Source organism: Ruegeria sp. AD91A, from assembly GCF_003443535.1.
In the GTDB taxonomy this organism is placed as follows: domain Bacteria; phylum Pseudomonadota; class Alphaproteobacteria; order Rhodobacterales; family Rhodobacteraceae; genus Ruegeria.
This window is the reverse complement of record NZ_CP031946.1, coordinates 2,541,630-2,557,792: the sequence shown is the minus strand read 5'-3', so window position 1 is coordinate 2,557,792 and position 16,163 is coordinate 2,541,630. Positions and strand designations below refer to the sequence as shown.

Below are 16,163 nucleotides of genomic sequence, written 5' to 3'. Positions count from 1 at the left end.
ACCTCGGCCACTAATCCACAGCCTCGCGCATCCATTGCTGAAGTCGCGCAATGGAATGTTCCGACATCACCCCGCAGCCCGGATCCAGAACAAGCGGTCCGGGGCGATAGCCCCGCGACTTGAGCCCGCGATGAACGGATTCCACAAGGCGGATGTCTTCCTCGACCGTCGTTTCGCGATCCTGGACCGCCAGTTGCCGGATAACTGCGCTGTCCGAGCCGCCTTCGGTGTACCAACCGCGCCAGACGGTGCAGTGATCGGCATCAACCGCGCGCCAGTGATAGGTGTTCAGCACATTGCCGGGATAACACTGGAACGAGAACATCGGCCACAGAAACCATGACTGATAATCGCCTGCGTGGGGTACCGACAGGTCGATGGGGTAGGTCATCTTGTCGAGGCTTTGGCATTCCGTCGTGTGACGCAACACATAGCCGCCACCCGCGTCCGGCTGAATGTCATAGGTCTCGGGCTTGACCACTCCTTCGGCAAAGGTCGGGTGATTGGTCGGGCAATGGTAGCATTCCGAATAGTTCTCGATACTGACTTTCCAGTTGCAGTTTTCGGGGATCTCGACCCATTCTAGCGGTTCCAGATCGTCGATTTGCGGGACAAAGGCGCGGATTTCCTCGCGCACGCCGGGGTACCATTCATCCATCGGGGCGGCGTTGTCATCGAGATTAACGAAAATGAAACCATTGAACACTTCGGTGCGCACCGAGGTCAGGCAAATGGCGCTGCGGTAGAACCCGGGGACGGATTTGATGTTGGGTCCGGCGCGCAATTGACCGGACAGCTCATAAGTCCAGGCGTGGTAGGGGCAGACGACGACACGCGTGTTGCCCGCGCCGGTGACCATTTCATGCGCGCGGTGCTGGCAGACGTTATAGAAGGTGCGGATTTCGCCGTCGCGGCCGCGAATGCAGAACAGGTTCTGGCCGGCGATCTCAAACGCAAAGTAATCCCCCGTTTCCCGGACCTGCGCGACATGGCCCGCAAACTGCCACGTTCGGGCCAGAAGCCCCTGTATTTCCTGCTCGAAAATCGCAGGGTCGGTATAGTATCGCGCGTCCAGTGAGTGGGTCAGGGGTGCGTTCATTCGGGCTCCTCCGCGTAGAGGCCAAGTTGGTGTCTGCGTTGGTGAAACCGTTCCACCCTCTCGACGATCTCATCGCTGGACACGGCGATCACGAAGGACAGCAGTGTTTCCAACAAGGCGATGGTCGAGACGGATGACGGAAAAAACTGCGGCGTGTCGGCTGCAACGACAAAGCCGTGATGAGCATTCAGGATCACCGGGCTGGCCGGACTGTCGGAAATACCAATGACGGTCAGACCCTGTTGTCGGGCCAGCTTGATCGCCTCGATGACTTCGGTGCGATAGGGGTGGCACGTGATCGCGATCAGCACGTCCTGCTCATCGGCCCAGGCCAGATCATCCACCGGGGTCGAGCCGGGACGCGGGATGGCGTGAAACTGCTTCATGCCGGTTGAGGCCAGATAGGTGAAGTTTCGCGCGTTCGAATTGTTGACGCCTACACCCAGCGTGAAAATCTGGCGACAATTCCAGATATCCTCGGCCGCGGCCTTCAGCTTTGCGGCGTCGATCCCGGCAAAGGTCTCTTCAATATTGCGGATCGCGGAGCCGATCATATCGGCGTAGAGGCCGCCCAGTTCCCCTGACTTGCCGATGTCCTGCAACCAGCGGGCGCGATCCGGAAATGACACACGTCCCTGCCGGATCGCATCCCGGAACGGGGCACGGAAATCTTCGTAGCCTTCGAACCCCACCTGCTGGGCCATTCGCACGAAGGTGTTCGGTTTTACTCTGGCGGCCTCGGCAATCTCGCGCACAGTAGAAACCCCAACGTCCGTTGGGTTTTCCAGCACGTAGCGCGCGGCCTTCTGCGCCTCGGGCGTCAGGGCGTCCCATTCTTCGGACAGGCGATCCAGAACAGTTGATGATACATTTGTGTCATTCATGATTGACGATGGTACATTTGTGGAATTAGCCTGTCGAGCAGAAACGCGACTCGGGAAGAGGAAAAATCATGTCCGGGAACGAACTGCCGTCACACGCCCGCGTGGTCATTGTCGGAGGCGGCGTGATGGGGGTCGGTCTGGCCTATCATCTGGCGCATGAAGGATGGGGCGGTGATACCGTCCTGCTGGAGAAGGCCGAGTTGACCAGCGGCAGCACCTGGCATGCAGCGGGACAGATCACGCATTCGACGTCCAGCATTGGACTGGGCAAGTGCGTGGATTACAACATCGGGCTGTATTCCGGCCGGTTGGAAGCTGAAACCGGCCAACCCGTCACATGGCACGGCTGCGGTTCGTTCCGTCTGGCCTATACCCAGGATGAGATGGACTGGCTGCGCCACACCTTGTCGGTGGGCCGGTCGCTGGGCTTCAATATCGAGCTTGTCGGCCCCGAAAAGGTGGCTGAACTGCATCCGTTCTACAATCTCGATGGCGTTCTGGGCGCACTTCATACGCCGGATGACGGCCATGTGGACCCGACCAATGTGACGATGGCGATGGCGACCGGCGCGCGTCAGAAGGGCGTCCGCATCTTCCGTAGCTGCCGCGCCACCAACATCACGCAGGCCGGGAACGGTGAGTGGGTTGTTGAAACCGAGAACGGCACAATCACCTGCGAGCATGTAGTGAACGCAGGCGGAACCTATGCAAGGCAAATGGGCGAGTGGTCGGGGCTGCAACTGCCGATGACCTCGATGACGCACCATTATTTCGTGACAGAACCGGTGCCGGAATTCCAGAACCTGGACACCGAACTGCCGGTGATCCGTGATGACCGCAAGGTCTCGGGCTATATCCGGATGGAACAGCAGCGCGGTCTGATCGGGATTTACGAAAAAGAGAACCCGAACTCGGTCTGGCATGACCATTGCCCGTGGGAATACGAGAACTGGCTGTTCGACGCGGACTACGACCGGGTGATGCCGCGGCTTGAGGAAAGCCTGAACCGGATGCCGATCTTTGCCGAGCTTGGCATTCAGCGCGACGTTCACGGGGCGATCTCGCACCCGCCGGATGGCAATCCTCTGATCGGACCAGCGCCGGGTGTTCGGAACTATTGGTGCTGCTGTGGGACGCAGATCGGCATCGGCTGGGGGCCGGGTCTGACCCGCGAACTGGCGCGGTGGATGGTGCATGGTGCCGCCGATATCTCGATGCGCGAATTCGATCCGCGCCGGTTCGGCAGCTATGCCACGAAGGATTGGCAGGTGATCAAGGCCGAGGAAGATTACTGCCTGCGCCACGAAATCCCCTTTCCGCATTTCAACCGTCTGGCCGGGCGACCGATCAAGCCGTCGCCGCTCTATGAGCTGCTGAAATCCAAGGGCGCGGTGCATGAAGAAGTGTATGGTTTTGAACGCCCCCGATGGTTCGCCCGCGACGGTGTGGAACAGCGCGACCATTACTCCTTCCGCCGCACGCCTGCCGACGACATGGTGGCGACCGAAGTGAAGGCGGTGCGCGAGTGCGTCGGCGTCATGGACGTCACCGCCTTCACCAAGGTTGAGGTTTCGGGGCCGGGTGCCTATGCCCTGCTTGACAGGCTGACCGCAAACCGAATGCCTCAGAAGGTTGGTTCGATCACACTGACCCACATGCTGAACCGTCGCGGCCGTATCGAATTGGAGACCACGATTGTACGCATGGCCGACGACCGCTTCTATCTGGTCTGTGCCGCCTTCTTTGAACAACGCCTGCTGGATCATCTGGCGCAGCAATGCGCGGATGAGGATGTGCAGGTAACTGCCCTGTCCGCAGACTGGTCGGCCCTGTCGCTGAACGGTCCCCGATCGCGGGATGTGCTGGCGCGCTGCACCGATGCCGATCTGACCAATGCTAGGTTCCGCTGGCTTTCCGCGCAGGAAATCAACATCGCCGGTCACAAGGTCTGGGCTTTCCGCATGTCCTATGCCGGGGAACTGGGTTGGGAGATGCACATGCCCAACACCGCCTGCATCGACGTTTACAACGCGCTTTGGGCCGCAGGCGAGGCGTATAGCATCGCCGACTACGGCAGCTTCGCCATGAACGTGATGCGAATGGAAAAGGGTTTCAAAGGCGCAGGAGAGCTGACCAACGAGGTCACTCTGGCCGAGGCCGACGTGCTGCGTTTTGCGCGCACCGACAAGGAATATCTGGGCAAGGACAAGACGCTCAACACCGATCTGCCCTGGATCTGTGCCTATCTTTCAATTGAACCGGATGGAGAGATTGATGGGCATGGTGGAGAGGCGGTGCTGCTGGACGGGCGCGTCGTCGGGTCCACAGCGTCGGTCGCTTATGGCCACACCGTCGGCAAAATCCTGGCCTTTGCTTACCTAAAGCCCGAAGCGGCCAAAGCCGGGACAGAGCTGGAGGTCGTGATCCATGGCCAACCCCGCGCCGCCCGTGTTCTGGGTGAACCTGCCTACGATCCCGACAGTTTGCTGCCCCGCAGTGACGCCATACTGGAGACCGCATGATGAGACTGCCCGATACGATGAGAGCCATGGTCACGATGGGCCATGGCGGCTTGGAACAAATGGTGCTGCACAAAGACTGGCCGCGCCCGGATCCCGCGGCCGGCGAGGTGTTGATCAAGGTCGCAGCCTGCGGGCTTAACAATACCGACGTCAACACGCGATCCGGCTGGTACTCAAAAACCGTGACCGATGCGACGACAGGCGACGCGTTCGAGGAAGTCAGTGACGAGGATCCGACGTGGGGCGGCAATCCTATCACCTTCCCTCGCATTCAGGGCGCTGACATCTGTGGTCATATCGTGGCCGTAGGCGAAGGAGTTGATCCTAGGCTGATCGGCGAACGTGTCATCACCGATGGATGGCTGCGTGACCCGTCGGACCCGGGCAACATGGACAAGACCGGGTATTTCGGCTCGGAGCGGGATGGAGGGTTCGCGGAATATGCCACAACACTGGCGGTGAACGCCGTGCCGATCACCTCGGACCTGTCGGACGCTGAACTGGCCACGTTCTCCTGTTCTTACTCTACCGCCGAAGGGATGCTGTCGCGTGCCAACGTGACGGAAAAAGACACCGTTCTTGTGCCCGGAGCTTCTGGCGGGGTGGGTGGTGCCTTGGGTCAATTGGCCAAACGCCGTGGCGCGCGTGTGATTGCGATGGCATCCGAGTCCAAACACGCCGACGTGGCCGACCTTGGCCCTGATCTGGTTTTGCCCCGCGCACCTGAAGACCTGCGGTCGGCGCTGGGCGGCGAGAGGATCACGGTGGTCGCTGATGTGGTAGGTGGCCCTTACTGGCCGAACCTGATCGACGTACTGGAGCGCGGCGGGCGCTACACCTGTTCGGGGGCCATTGCAGGCCCGATGGTCGAGCTCGACCTGCGGACCTTCTATCTGCGCGATCTGACTTTCACCGGTTCGACCGTGATTGACCCGCAGGTTATGCATAACCTTGTGAAATACATCGAAGCGGGTGAGATCAAACCGGCGCTGGCTGCGACCTACCCATTGGAAGAGCTGCGGGAAGCACAAGCCGCCTTTATCGCCAAACAGCACACTGGCAATATTGTGGTGATCCCATGACGCTGGATGGTGTTCTCGAGGCGGCCCGCCAATTGCATCAGGCGCATCCTGACCTTGCCGCGTTTGCATCATGGCCGGACGATCTGACACCGACGAGTTTGCAGCCTGCGCACATACCGGCGACCGATCTGGCGGGCGATTTTGGCCTTGATAGCGTGGCGCCAACCCGTGATCTGGTCGCGGCGATCCAGGCCAGCGCGCATCTGGCGCACTGGAAACACACATACACCGAAGAGGAAGTCGGCGCGGATTTCCTGAATCGGTATGGGTATTACGAACTGTTCGGACCGACCGGGCATTTCCACTCGACCCAGTTGCGCGGCTACGTGGGATATTGGGGCGCTGGATTGGACTATGACTGGCACAGCCATCAGGCGGAAGAGCTGTATCTGACCTTGGCGGGCGGAGCGGTTTTTCGGAGCGACGAGGATGAAACCTTCGTTGGCCCGAACCAGATACGGCAGCACAAAAGCTGGCAAAGCCACGCCATGACCACGACGGACCAACCGATCCTGACCTTTGTCCTGTGGCGCGGCGAAGGGATGGGCGACTTGCCCAGAATGGACGCAGCATGAAAATCACCCGCATCCGAATCTACCAGACCGGGCTTCCCTATGTCGGCGGTACGTATGTCTGGGGTGCGGGCAATGCAATTCAAACAGCGACAGCCTCGGTTGTGGTAGTCGACACTGACGCGGGTTTGCAGGGATGTGGTGAGTTCACCCCCTGTGGCGAAAACTACATGATGGCCCATTCCGAAGGTGTGACTGCGCTGGCGCGACTTGTCGCTGGCAAGCTGCTGGTCGAAGATCCGCGTCAGGTGGGGCGGATCGAGCACCTGATGGACCATCTGGTACAAGGGCATGGCTATGCCAAGGCCCCGTTCGATGCGGCGTGCTGGGATATACTGGGTCAGGAGTGTGATCAGCCGGTCTGGATGCTGTTGGGCGGTAAGCTGACTAATGGCGCGCCAATGTACCGGGTCGCGCCGCAGAAAGCGGTAGAGGACACCGTGGCCGAGATGGACCAGTACCGGGAACAGGGTTATCAGCAATTTCAGGTCAAAGTGGGAGGCGACTGGGCCAGTGACATTGACCGGATACGCACCACTGTACCGTTGCTGAAACCCGGCGAGAAAGCCATGGCCGATGCCAATCAGGGCTGGCGCGTAGACGATGCGATCCGCGTGGCACGCGAGACCCGGGATCTGGATTTCATTCTAGAGCAACCCTGCCGCACGTATGAGGAATGCCAGCAAGTGCGCCGGATTGCCGAGCAGCCACTGAAGCTAGATGAATGCGTGACCGGGATCCACATGGCTCAGCGTATCGTCGCGGACCGGGGGGCAGAGATTTGTTGTCTCAAGATTTCAAACCTTGGCGGCATCAGCAAGGCCCGGCGGGTACGAGACTACCTGATCGACAACCGCATCCCTGTGGTCAGCGAAGACACCTGGGGTGGAGAGATCACGTCTTCGGTTGTCGCCCATTTCGCGGCATCGACCCCGCCTGAATACCTGCAGAACACCACGGATCTGATGAACTACAACACGCGATCTACGGGCGTCGGCGGTCCTGTCGTGAAAGACGGAAAGCTTTATGCAACCAATACGCCGGGATTGGGTGTAACCCCTGATTTTGAAAGCCTCGGCGCACCCGTGGCGGAGTATGCTCTATGAAGATTGAAACCATTACCGTTTTTCAGGTCGATTTGCCGCTTGAGCATCCATATTGGCTGTCCGGGGGTCGCCTGAAGTTCGAAAGGCTTGATGCGACGCTGGTCAAGCTCGAAACCGATACCGGTCTGGTCGGCTGGGGCGAGGGCACGCCCTGGGGGCACACCTATGTACCCGCGCACGGGCCAGGCATCCGGGCCGGGATCGAAACGATGGCCCCCTTCATCCTCGGCCTTGATCCGCGTCGGGTTTTGGACGTGGAACGGGCCATGGATATTGCCTTGCCCGGACACCTCTATGCCAAAAGCCCCATAGATATGGCCTGCTGGGATATTGCTGGGCAGGCAGCGGGTCTGCCGATTGCCGATCTGATGGGCGGCGGATCGCGGACACCGCGCCCGATTGCGTCCTCGGTCGGGGCGAAAACCGTCGAGGAAACACGCGACGTCATGGAGCGGTATCGCAAGCGCGGCTATATCGCCCATTCGGTGAAGATCGGCGGTGATGTCGAGCGGGACATTGCCCGTGTGCGGGATGTCGAAAGCATCCGGCAGCCCGGAGAGATTGTTCTGTATGATGTCAACCGTGGCTGGACGCGCCAGCAGGCCTTGCGGGTGATGAGCGCCTGCGAAGACCTGAACGTGATGTTCGAGCAACCCTGTGAAACACTGGATGATATCGCGGCGATCTCGGGGCTTCATGCGTCTCCGGTGTCTGTGGACGAGTCCCTTGTGACCTTGCAGGATGCCGCCCGGATTGCCCGCGATGGTCTGGCCCAGATATTCGGGATCAAGCTGAATCGCGTGGGTGGCCTGACCAAGGCCGCGCGGATACGAGATATCGCGCTGGCCCATGGGATAGACATATTCGTGATGGCCACCGGCGGAACGGTTCTGGCCGATACCGAAGCGCTGCATCTGGCCGCCACGATCCCGGATGACCATTGCCACGCGGTCTGGGCCTGTCAGGACATGATCACGGTTGATGTTGCAGACGGCCGTGGGCCTCGCAATGTCGATGGCCATCTGCATCTGCCCGAAGCGCCGGGGCTTGGCGTGCATCCTGATGAAGCCAAATTGGGTGATCCAGTAGGAGAATATGCTTGAGGATTGACAAGCTAACGCTCTGGTCCATCGAACTGACCAGCCATGAAACCTATCACATGGCTGACGGCAAGACCTGTGCGACCGTGACGTCTCATATCCTGCGCCTTGAGACGGATACAGGTCTGACAGGTTGGGGTGAGGTCTGCCCGATCCCGCATTATCTGCCAGCCTATGCGGATGGCGTACCGGGGGCCGTTGCTGAAATGGGCCCCGAGATTCTCGGGATTTCTCCGATTGGGGTCGATGCGCCGATGCGAAAGCTGGACGGGTTTCTGCAAGGCCACAGCTACGCGAAGTCGATCGTGGACATTGCGCTGTGGGATCTGTTCGGCCGCGCGGCGGGGGTGCCGGTTTACGCATTGCTGGGCGGGCGAACACGGGCGGATATGCCGCTCTATCATTCGATCACCTGCATTGCGCCGGACGAGATGGCCAGAATTGCCAAGGCGGCTTTCCAAACCGGGATTCGCCAGTTTCAGGTCAAGCTGGGAGTCGAGGGCGATTGGCAGGCCGATGCCGAGCGGCTGATCAAAATGCGCGAGGCCGTGGGACCTGGACCGCTTGTGTATGGCGACTGGAACTGCGGGGCATCGCGCCTTCAGGCAACGCGAACCGGGCGCGCGGTGGCAGATCTGGATGTGATGCTGGAACAGCCCTGTAAAACACTGGAAGACTGTGCTGCTGTCCGTCAGTCGACGGGTCTGCCCATGAAGATCGACGAAAACGCCTTTGATCTTGCATCGCTGATGCGGGCGCATGAATTGGGGTGCATGGATGCGGTTGCGTTGAAGCTTTCGAAATTCGGTGGCCTGTCAGCGATGCGCCGTGCGCGCGATCTGACCGTTCAGCTGGGCGCCGAGATTTGCGCAGAATGCACATGGGGATCAGATATCGTAACGGCGGCCTCGCTGCATTTTGCCGCTTCCACGCCGCAGGGGTCGCTGATGAACACATGCGATCTTTCTTCTTACGTTGCGCCACGTATTTGCCCGGATGCACCAAAACGTGAAAATGGCCGGATTGCCCCGCCTGAAGGTCCGGGCTTAGGTGTTGCACCTGACCTCGAAATTCTTGGCTCCCCGATTTTGGAGATTGATTGAGATGCTGAAAGTCCAAACGCAGTCAGAGTGGATAGCGCGCGCAAACGAAGTTCTGCCTGCCGGCGGTTTCGGCAACTTCGATCCGGGCATCATCATCGCCCGTGGCGAGGGCAGCCGTGTCTGGGACGAGGATGGAAACGAATATATCGACTATCTGATCGGGTCCGGCCCGATGCTGCTGGGCCATGGCCACCCCGAGGTGATGGAAGCGGTGCTGGAGCAGCTACCCAAGGGCCTGACCTTTTTCGCCAACAACAGCAAGGGCATCGAACTCGCCGAGGCCGTCATCGAAGCCGTTCCCTGTTGCGAGCAGGTGCGTTTCGTTGCCTCTGGGGGCGAGGCAGACATGTACGCCATGCGGCTGGCGCGCGCCTACACTGGACGCGACAAGATCCTCAAGTTTGAAGGGGGGTATCACGGTATGAGCGCCGAGGCACAGATGAGCCTGGCCCCCAGCCGCCGAGTCAATTTCCCTCAGGCCGTTCCCGACAGTGCCGGTATCCCCGAAAGTGTGGCCGAGCAGATGCTGATCGCGCCTTTCAATGATCTTGAGGCGGTGGCAGCGCTGCTTGACGAACATGATGATGTCGCTGCGATCATGGTCGAACCCTTGCAGCGGATCATCCCGCCCGAGCCGGGGTATTTGCATGGCTTGCGGGCGTTATGCGACAAATTTGGTGTTCTGCTTATTTTTGATGAGATCGTCACCGGGTTCCGACTGGCTTACGGCGGTGCACAAGAGCGATACGGAGTGACCCCGGATATCTGCACGCTTGGCAAGATCACCGGTGGTGGCTTTCCTCTGGCTGCGCTGGGCGCCAGTGCCGAGATCATGACGCACTTCGACAAATCGAAAGTCGGAGAAGAGGGCTGGCTGATGCAGTTGGGTACTTTGTCCGGCAACCCCGTTGCCTCAGCTGCGGGGTTGAAGACGATGGAGGTTTTGCGGCGCGAAGGCACCTATGAACACCTGCGCTCGATTGGGAGGCAGTTGCAACAGATGCAATCGAACGCTTTGAATGAGGCAGGCATTGCCCATCGCATCTGCGGCGATGAGACCTTGTTCGACATTTATTTCACCAAGGCCGAATGTCGGGATTATCGCAGCGCAAACCATGATGACCCGAAGCGCAACGCCGCTTACAATGCAACGTTGCGGGCGCATGGGATATTCAAAGCTCCGGGCAAACTGTACCCGTCGCTGGCGGTTACCGAAGCGGATCTGGAACAGACCAGAGAGGCCGTTCGTCACGCTGTCGAAGCAATTTCCTGAACGCGGGTCGGGTACAACGTAAACGGGTCGCTGTTGAACCCAACAGCGACCCGCTACCTTTGGAAGCCGGGGGTCAGTCTCGCCCCCTCGAATACTGATTAAAACACCGGCAATCTGAAAACTTTTCGATACTTTCGAGACTGACCCGACTTCCTCTTCGGTATGTCCCATTAATGCCTGATCGCGCCGCCTGCTACAGTGATCAAGTTCACACTGAGCAAATTTATTTTGAATTTTTCCAATCGAATAGATCAGGTCCTGCCTGTTCAAGCAGTTCTGCCGCCATCGCGCGGGCCATTTCAGGCCCATCTTCGACGGGGCCGGTCATATCTCTGCTGGCGGTTTCCGTTCCGTCCGGGCGCAGCACTTGGCCTCGCAACCTTAGGGTGTCGCCGTCCAGTTCGGCAAGGCCGGCGATCGGGGTTTCGCAGGACCCGTCCAGCGCGGCCAGCAATGTGCGTTCGGCCGCCAGGCGCCATCCCGTTTCCGTGTGATGAATCGCTTCCAGCATTTCGGCTGCGCGCATGTCGTTGCTGCGCCGTTCTATGCCGATGGTACCCTGCGCGATCGCCGGCAGCATGTCGTCAGGAGAGATGGCGCTGGCCGGAACGTCATCCATCCCCAAACGACGAATGCCTGCCATCGCCAGAAACGTGCAATCGGCAACTCCGTCTTCCAGCTTTTTCAACCGTGTCTGCACGTTTCCGCGAAACTCGACCACTTTCAGATCCGGTCTCCGGTTCAGCAACTGCGCACGGCGTCGTAAAGACGAGGTGCCCACCACGGCCCCCTCGGGCAGATCGTGGATCGAGCCCAATCGCGGAGAGATAAAAGCGTCGCGCACATCCTCGCGCGGCAGGAACGTGCCCAGTACCAGCCCTTCGGGTTGTTCAACGGGCATGTCCTTTGTTGAATGCACGGCGATGTCGATCTCGGCGCGCAGCATCGCCTCTTCGATTTCTTTGGTGAACAGGCCCTTGTTGCCGATTTCCTTCAGTGGTCGATCCGCGTCGATCATGGCGCGATTGTCGCCGGTCGTCTTGATCACTACGATCTCGAACGCATCCTGTGGCAGATCGAACGCATCGCTCAGGCGCTGGCGTGTTTCGTAGGCCTGAGCCAGAGCCAGTGGCGAACCACGGGTGCCGATTCTGAGGGGCGATGCGGGGGTGGGCAGGGTCAAAGTCATGTGCACAGCTTTAGTCGCGTCACATTGCCCTGACAATGGGGGCTGAGCTTGACAAATTGCCGCCGAAGGACGACCCGTTGCCAAAACCTGAATGCTGGGGGCGAACATGGCCGAGACAAAGAAACTGCTGCGGGCGCTGGCGGGTGAGGTGCAGAATGTGCCGCCGATCTGGATGATGCGTCAGGCGGGCCGGTATCTACCGGAATACCGGGCCACACGTGCCCAGGCCGGGGATTTCCTGTCTTTGTGCTATAACCCGGAACTGGCAGCAGAAGTCACCTTGCAACCAATTCGGCGCTACGGGTTTGATGCGGCGATCCTGTTTGCCGATATTCTGCTGGTGCCACAGGCGCTGGGCGCTGACCTTTGGTTCGTGACCGGCGAAGGCCCGCGTTTGTCGACCATCACGAAACAGTCCGAGTTTGACGCGTTGAAACCGGTTGACGCGATTCATGATACATTGTCACCCGTGTACGAAACGGTGCGCATTCTGTCGCGGGAATTGCCGTCCGAAACCTCCTTGATCGGATTCGCAGGCGCGCCGTGGACTGTGGCCACGTACATGATTGCAGGGCGCGGCACGCCGGATCAGGGTCCCGCCCATGCGCTGCGCGAAGGTAATACTGCTTTGTTCGAGGCGTTGTTGGATCGCATAACCGTGGCAACGATTGAATATCTGTCCGCTCAGATCGACGCCGGGGCCGAGGTGGTCAAGATATTTGACAGTTGGGCGGGGTCTTTGAAGGGCGAAGCTTTCCGCAAATACGCGGTCGAGCCGTGCCGGGTGATCACGCAAGCCATCAAGGAACGCCACCCCGGTATCCCTGTGATTGGATTTCCGCGGGAAGCAGGCGACGGGTACATAGGGTTTGCAAAGTCGACCGGCGTGGATTGCGTCGCGCTGGACAATTCCGTGTCGCCTGAATGGGCTGCTGAGAAAGTACAGGTTGATGGCTGTGTGCAAGGCAACCTTGCCTCATCGCATATGGTGACAGGTGGTCAGGCGCTGGTGGATGAAACCCGGCGCATCATTGAGGCGTTTTCCAAGGGGCCGCACATCTTCAACCTTGGGCATGGAATCACACCAGATGCAGATCCTGAGAATGTTCAGCTGATGATCGACACGGTGCGCGGCGGATAGGGTGCGTGGGAGGGGGCCAGCCCCCTCTTGGCCGCTGGCCAATTCACCCCCGGGGTATTTCCGGCCAGATGAAGAGTGGGTCAGGCGCTTTTGGGGTCTCGGAGTTCGTTCAGGATCTCGGCGGTGTGTTGTCCGCGCGACGGGCTGGGTTTCGGATGCCATTGGTGTGTGGAGAAGCGCGGGGCGGCGGCGGCCTGCAAGGTTCCGTCTGTCTCGCGCCAGGATAGACGAGCAGTATTCATCGGATGGGTTGCGGCCTCATCGGGACTGAGAACCGGGGCGACGCAGGCGTCTGACCTGTCGAACAGTTTGGCCCAATGTTCGCGCGGCCTGGACGCGAAGATTTCTGCCAGGCGCCGGGTCAGGTCCGGCCAGAATTTGCGGGTGTATTGTTGCTGGAACGCCGGGTCATGGGACAAGTCCAGAATTTCCAGGAATCGGGCGTAGAATTTCGGTTCGAGGCATTGGACCGAAACAAATCCGCCGTCTGCGCAGGTGTAAGTTCGGCTCCAATGCGGGCCGTCCAACAGGCTTTGGCCGCGGGTTTCAGACAGGTTTCCGGTTTGGCGCATGGTCATAAGAAGGTTCATCATATGGGCCGAGCCGTCGTAGATGGCGGCGTCAACCACGGTGCCTTTTCCGGTTCTTTGTGCGTTGATCAAGCCTGCCAGGATGCCCGTGACGAGATACATGGCTCCTCCGCCAATATCACCGACCAAAGTGGCCGGGGTTTGAGGCGGCTGATCAGGAAGAGAGGCGTACCAGAGCGCGCCGGACAAAGCGATGTAATTCAAGTCATGTCCGGCTGTGTCAGCCAATGGACCATCCTGCCCCCAGCCTGTCATGCGACCATATATCAGTTTCGGGTTGCGGGTCAGGCAAAGATCCGGGCCAAGACCCAGCTTTTCCATCACGCCGGGGCGGAAGCCTTCGATCAGTGCGTCTGCTGTGTCAATCAGGCGGCGGGCGGTCGCCAGATCGTCAGTGTCCTTCAGATCAAGTGCGATAGATCGTTTGCCGCGGTCCAGAAGCGAGCGGTTCGGCATGCCCGGGGTTACAGCCTGGCCTTTGCGATGGATCGTGATGACGTCGGCGCCCAGATCAGCAAGCTGCATGGCGGCAAACGGGCCGGGGCCCAGCCCTTCGATTTCGACAATACGTATTCCATTCAGCATCAGCGCCTCCGTTGTGGAAGAGTTTGCGGGTGGGTTGACGGATTGCAAGTTGGAATTGAGCATGGTTCTGACAACCATTAGAAAATGCGCAGCACGTTGTGCGAAATTGCCCTGTTGCAGGCTGGTTCCGCGCGATAGGGTCTCGGTCGGAACGGGGAACAGATATGACGACCATTTTGTCCATCAAAGATCTTCGCAAATCTTACGCCGATGGGTTCGAGGCCCTGAAGGGTGTGTCTCTGGATATTGAAGAGGGCGAGATACTTGCGCTTCTGGGACCAAATGGCGCCGGGAAGACAACCCTGATTTCGACGATTTGCGGGATAACAAACCCGACCTCGGGGGTGGTCACAGTTGGTGGACATGACATCCAGTCCGATTATCGCGCAGCGCGCAGGATGATCGGGCTTGTGCCGCAAGAGATCGCGTTGGAACCATTTGAAAAGGTCAGGAACACGGTTCGGTTGTCGCGCGGGCTGTTCGGGCTTGGCAAGGACAACGCGCGGATCGAAGAGATTCTGCGCAAGCTGTCCCTATGGGACAAGCGCAACAACGCGATCAAGGAATTGTCCGGTGGCATGAAGCGGAGGGTGCTCATTGCCAAGGCCCTGGCCCATGAGCCTCGGGTGCTTTTTCTGGACGAGCCGACTGCCGGAGTGGATGTCGAGTTGCGCAAGGATATGTGGGAGCTTGTGGCGGAACTGAAACGGGACGGTGTCACCATCATTCTGACCACCCATTATATTGAAGAAGCAGAAGCGATTGCGGATCGTGTCGGCGTCATCGACAAGGGAGAACTTTTGCTGGTGCAGGACAAAGCCACACTCATGTCGCAGATGGGTAAAAAGCAGATCGAAGTCATGCTGACCGAACCCATCGCTCGGATTCCCGACAGTCTGGCCAGCCACAATCTTGCCCTCAATGGCGCGGGTGATTGCCTGATCTATACCTACGATACCCACGCGGATCGTACCGGCATAACGACCTTGCTGAATGACGTGTCCGAGGCCGGTTTGGTGTTGCGCGACGTGCAGACCAGGCAATCAAGCCTGGAAGAGATTTTCGTCAATCTGGTATCCGGAGAGGCCGCATGAACTGGACCGCGATCGCTGCCATCTACCGGTTTGAAATGGCCCGTTTCTTCCGCACTCTGGCACAGAGTTTTCTGTCGCCGGTTCTGTCTACGTCGCTTTATTTCGTGGTGTTTGGCACCGCCATCGGCAGCCGTATCCAAGAGGTCGAGGGCGTTTCATACGGTGCGTTCATTGTGCCGGGGCTGATCATGTTGTCGGTGGTGATGCTGTCGATTTCAAACGCGTCGTTCGGAATTTACTTCCCCAAGTTTCTGGGCACCATCTACGAGTTGTTATCCGCTCCGGTCAATTTCATCGAGATCGTGATCGGATATGTCGGTGCCGCCGCAACCAAGGCGCTGTTTGTGGGGTTGGTGATATTGGTCACTGCGACGTTTTTCGTCGATATTCGGATCGAGCATCCATTCGCCATGGCCGCGTTTCTGATCCTGTCCTGTCTCAGCTTTTCGTTGCTGGGATTCATCATCGGGATCTGGGCCAGCAACTTCGAGCAGATGTCGTTGGTGCCGCAGTTGGTGGTGACGCCACTGATCTTTCTGGGGGGTACGTTTTATTCGATCTCGATGCTGCCGCCATTGTGGCAGACCATCACGCTGTTCAATCCCGTGGTCTATCTGATTTCGGGTTTCCGCTGGTCCTTTTACGGGCTGGCAGATGTGCCGATTGTTTTCAGTCTTCTTGCCATTGTCGCTTTTACAGGTCTGTGCCTGGCGGTCATCGGTTGGATCTTCAAAACCGGTTGGCGCATTCGCAGCTGACCTTCGCCAAGGCGTTGCATTTTTGCCCATCGAGTGTGGGAATTTGGTTCACGTCGCGTTTAAGG

The 16,163-nt window shown here is 59.1% G+C and carries 14 protein-coding genes; 10 read left to right on the top strand and 4 right to left on the bottom strand.

The window, feature by feature from the left end; genetic code table 11:
* Nucleotides 1-10: 10 nt before the first annotated feature.
* Both D1823_RS12800 and D1823_RS12795 read right to left on the bottom strand, forming a co-directional pair.
* Nucleotides 11-1,099, bottom strand: a complete 1,089-nt coding sequence (locus tag D1823_RS12800; RefSeq protein ID WP_117870587.1) for an aromatic ring-hydroxylating dioxygenase subunit alpha — start codon at nt 1,097-1,099, stop codon at nt 11-13.
* On the bottom strand, nt 1,096-1,983 hold the full coding sequence (locus D1823_RS12795; protein ID WP_117870585.1) for a MurR/RpiR family transcriptional regulator: 888 nt from the start codon (nt 1,981-1,983) through the stop codon (nt 1,096-1,098). The genes D1823_RS12800 and D1823_RS12795 overlap by 4 nt, the downstream gene beginning before the upstream one ends.
* Before the next feature lie 68 nt (nt 1,984-2,051).
* Here D1823_RS12795 and D1823_RS12790 point away from each other — a divergent pair, with 68 nt between their 5' ends.
* From D1823_RS12790 to D1823_RS12760, 7 genes are read left to right on the top strand one after another with little or no spacing between them, the layout of a single operon-like run.
* Nucleotides 2,052-4,505: an FAD-dependent oxidoreductase gene (locus D1823_RS12790; RefSeq protein ID WP_117870582.1), complete on the top strand. Its 2,454-nt coding sequence runs from the start codon at nt 2,052-2,054 to the stop codon at nt 4,503-4,505.
* On the top strand, nt 4,505-5,587 hold the full coding sequence (locus tag D1823_RS12785) for an alcohol dehydrogenase family protein (RefSeq protein ID WP_162896883.1): 1,083 nt from the start codon (nt 4,505-4,507) through the stop codon (nt 5,585-5,587). The genes D1823_RS12790 and D1823_RS12785 overlap by 1 nt, the downstream gene beginning before the upstream one ends.
* On the top strand, nt 5,584-6,162 hold the full coding sequence (locus D1823_RS12780; protein WP_117870578.1) for a dimethylsulfonioproprionate lyase family protein: 579 nt from the start codon (nt 5,584-5,586) through the stop codon (nt 6,160-6,162). The genes D1823_RS12785 and D1823_RS12780 overlap by 4 nt, the downstream gene beginning before the upstream one ends.
* Nucleotides 6,159-7,265, top strand: a complete 1,107-nt coding sequence (locus tag D1823_RS12775) for a mandelate racemase/muconate lactonizing enzyme family protein (protein WP_117870576.1) — start codon at nt 6,159-6,161, stop codon at nt 7,263-7,265. The genes D1823_RS12780 and D1823_RS12775 overlap by 4 nt, the downstream gene beginning before the upstream one ends.
* A complete protein-coding gene (locus tag D1823_RS12770) occupies nt 7,262-8,368 on the top strand; it encodes a mandelate racemase/muconate lactonizing enzyme family protein (protein WP_117870572.1) in 1,107 nt (368 codons plus the stop codon). Before D1823_RS12775 ends, D1823_RS12770 begins: the two co-directional genes overlap by 4 nt.
* Nucleotides 8,365-9,468, top strand: a complete 1,104-nt coding sequence (locus D1823_RS12765) for a mandelate racemase/muconate lactonizing enzyme family protein (RefSeq protein ID WP_117870568.1) — start codon at nt 8,365-8,367, stop codon at nt 9,466-9,468. Before D1823_RS12770 ends, D1823_RS12765 begins: the two co-directional genes overlap by 4 nt.
* A 1-nt stretch (nt 9,469) precedes the next feature.
* Nucleotides 9,470-10,741, top strand: coding sequence for an aspartate aminotransferase family protein (locus D1823_RS12760; RefSeq protein ID WP_117870565.1), 1,272 nt, complete (start codon nt 9,470-9,472; stop codon nt 10,739-10,741).
* Nucleotides 10,742-10,964: 223 nt separating this feature from the next.
* Here the strand turns inward: D1823_RS12760 and hemC are convergent, their stop codons facing one another.
* Nucleotides 10,965-11,930 (bottom strand): hydroxymethylbilane synthase, encoded by a 966-nt coding sequence (gene hemC, locus D1823_RS12755; RefSeq protein ID WP_117870562.1) that lies wholly within the window; start codon nt 11,928-11,930, stop codon nt 10,965-10,967.
* 106 nt (nt 11,931-12,036) lie between these two features.
* Here hemC and hemE point away from each other — a divergent pair, with 106 nt between their 5' ends.
* Complete coding sequence (gene hemE, locus D1823_RS12750; protein WP_117872885.1) at nt 12,037-13,071, top strand: uroporphyrinogen decarboxylase; 1,035 nt, start codon at nt 12,037-12,039, stop codon at nt 13,069-13,071.
* 80 nt (nt 13,072-13,151) lie between these two features.
* Here hemE and D1823_RS12745 read toward each other — a convergent pair whose 3' ends face one another.
* Nucleotides 13,152-14,246 (bottom strand): CaiB/BaiF CoA-transferase family protein, encoded by a 1,095-nt coding sequence (locus D1823_RS12745; RefSeq protein WP_117872884.1) that lies wholly within the window; start codon nt 14,244-14,246, stop codon nt 13,152-13,154.
* Nucleotides 14,247-14,410: 164 nt separating this feature from the next.
* Between D1823_RS12745 and D1823_RS12740 the strand changes: the two genes are divergently transcribed.
* Both D1823_RS12740 and D1823_RS12735 read left to right on the top strand, forming a co-directional pair.
* Nucleotides 14,411-15,340 (top strand): ABC transporter ATP-binding protein, encoded by a 930-nt coding sequence (locus tag D1823_RS12740; RefSeq protein ID WP_117870559.1) that lies wholly within the window; start codon nt 14,411-14,413, stop codon nt 15,338-15,340.
* Complete coding sequence (locus tag D1823_RS12735; RefSeq protein WP_117870556.1) at nt 15,337-16,098, top strand: ABC transporter permease; 762 nt, start codon at nt 15,337-15,339, stop codon at nt 16,096-16,098. Before D1823_RS12740 ends, D1823_RS12735 begins: the two co-directional genes overlap by 4 nt.
* Nucleotides 16,099-16,163 lie beyond the last annotated feature (65 nt).